This is a genomic window from Mesorhizobium sp. M7A.F.Ca.CA.004.12.1.1 (assembly GCF_003997835.1).
GTDB lineage: Bacteria > Pseudomonadota > Alphaproteobacteria > Rhizobiales > Rhizobiaceae > Mesorhizobium.
In genome coordinates this window covers 1-1,743 of sequence record NZ_RZRK01001053.1, presented here as the reverse complement: position 1 = coordinate 1,743, position 1,743 = coordinate 1, and the positions used below count along the sequence as shown (strand labels likewise).

At 64.4% G+C, this 1,743-nt stretch carries 3 protein-coding genes; 2 read left to right on the top strand and 1 reads right to left on the bottom strand.

Translation table 11 applies throughout. From position 1 onward, the window contains the following. Nucleotides 1-155: 155 nt before the first annotated feature. Both EN984_RS33480 and EN984_RS33475 read left to right on the top strand, forming a co-directional pair. A complete protein-coding gene (locus tag EN984_RS33480) occupies nucleotides 156-461 on the top strand; it encodes a BA14K family protein (protein ID WP_127268086.1) in 306 nt (101 codons plus the stop codon). A 182-nt stretch (nucleotides 462-643) separates the two neighbouring features. Further along, nucleotides 644-1,003: a hypothetical protein gene (locus tag EN984_RS33475; protein WP_127268085.1), complete on the top strand. Its 360-nt coding sequence runs from the start codon at nucleotides 644-646 to the stop codon at nucleotides 1,001-1,003. Here the strand turns inward: EN984_RS33475 and bhcR are convergent. Then, nucleotides 1,004-1,743: HTH-type transcriptional regulator BhcR (bhcR, locus tag EN984_RS33470; RefSeq protein WP_164765871.1), on the bottom strand; the 740-nt coding region annotated here is incomplete at its 5' end.

The window sequence follows — 1,743 nt, the reverse complement described above, 5'->3', positions numbered from 1 at the left end:
ACAGGTCAATGTTCTCGCCAACCTCTTCCCGTCGCCGTCACAAAGACCTTCGATCCCAGAAGATCGACAAAAGATTCGAACCTTTTTCCTGGCTGCGACGACAGATGATCAAGAGGCGGATGGATCGCCTCGGTCAACGAAGCAAGGAGATCGTCATGTTCAAGAACACACTCGTTTCCGGCCTTATCGCCACCGCCGTCGCCGCCGCCACGCTGGCCGGCACCGTGCAGCCTTCGGCCGCTCACAGCCATCACCACAATCACGGTCTCGGTATCGGCATTGCCGCCGGCGTCGGCGGCTTTGTCCTCGGCAGCCTGCTCGCCCAGCCGCGCACCGTCTATGTCGACGAAGGCGGCGGCTCGTGGCATGTCCGCCGCTGCTACGATCGTTATGCCAGCTACGACGCGGACTCCGATACCTATCTCGGCCGCGACGGATACCGCCACTACTGCCGTCTTTAGAGGGGAGGACCGTTTCAGCAACAGAGGGGCCCATGCGAGCCCCTCTTCTGCTGTCTGGATGGTAGCGGTGCGTGCTCCACCGGCCGATTCAGCGCAGAAAGGATTGGCCTGGGCGGCAGACCGGGCGGTGTACAGAGATTTTCCGAGCGTCTATTCTGACCGCGAAACGCGGGGAGAGACCTTTGGACGAGCAGGACCCCAGGGAAGATCTGGTCGAAACGGTTTTCCGCAACGGCACCGTCACTGCCGTCGGCATCCTGCTGGCGTTTTCGCTGGGCTTCATCACGCATTGGGCCGCCAACCCGATCCCGTGGCAGACCTACCATCTTGTCGCCGTCCTGCCGATCCTGGCCGGCATTGCCTTGCAGATGCGGGCGCTCTCGCTGCTGCTCGACACGAAATGCCTGCAACGGCGCATCTATGAACGCGCCAACCGCATCTTCATGGCCGGCCTGATATTCACCGCCTGTGGCGTCGGCATGGCCATCCTTCTCGATTTCTTTGATATCGCGACCAGGAGCGCGCTGCCCGGGACGGGCTGATCAGCCGGCTCGCACGCCGCCGATCATCCTGGTCACCTCGGCGGCGGCATCGCGCACCAGCGGGCCGATCTCGGCCAACCGCTCCGGCGTCACCCGCACCGTTGGTCCCGACACCGAGACGCCGCCGATCGGCTCGCCGAATTCATTGAAGATGGCGGCTGCCACGCAGCGCATGCCGGGGTGCCGCTCCTCGTCGTCGACCGACCAGCCGCGCAGCTTGATCCGCGCCAGATCGTGGGCAAGCGACGAAATGTCGGACAGCGTCCTCTCCGTGAAGCGCTGCAGGCCTGCCTTGCGCAGGATGCTTCCGACGCGCTCCGGCTCGAGATGCGCCAGCACCGCCTTGCCGATGCCCGACGCATGGAAGGGACTGCGTGTGCCCGGACGGAAGAAGGCGCGGATCGCCTGGTGCGTCTCGACCTGGCTGACGAAGACCACGCAATCGTCCTCGGCGACGCCGAGATTGGCGGTCTCGCCGGTTCTTTCCATCAGCTCTTGCATGACCACACGCGCGCGGTCGACCAGCTTGCGGCGCCGCAGGAAGGCCGCGCCCATGCGGTAGGTCTCGACGCCGATCGACCACAGCTGGTCTGATGTGTCGAATTCGACCATGCCGTGGTTTTGCAGCGTCGTCAGCATGCGGTAGGCGGTGGAGGCGGCAAGGCCGCTTTGTGCCGATATCTCGCTCAGCGACAGGCCGCTGCCTTCCGCGACAATGGCCAGGATGCGCAGTGCCCTGT

Bases quoted from the DNA above. Each gene is read 5' to 3' on its own strand.
- EN984_RS33480 (WP_127268086.1), top strand. From the start codon at position 156: ATGTTCAAGAACACACTCGTTTCCGGCCTTATCGCCACCGCCGTCGCC.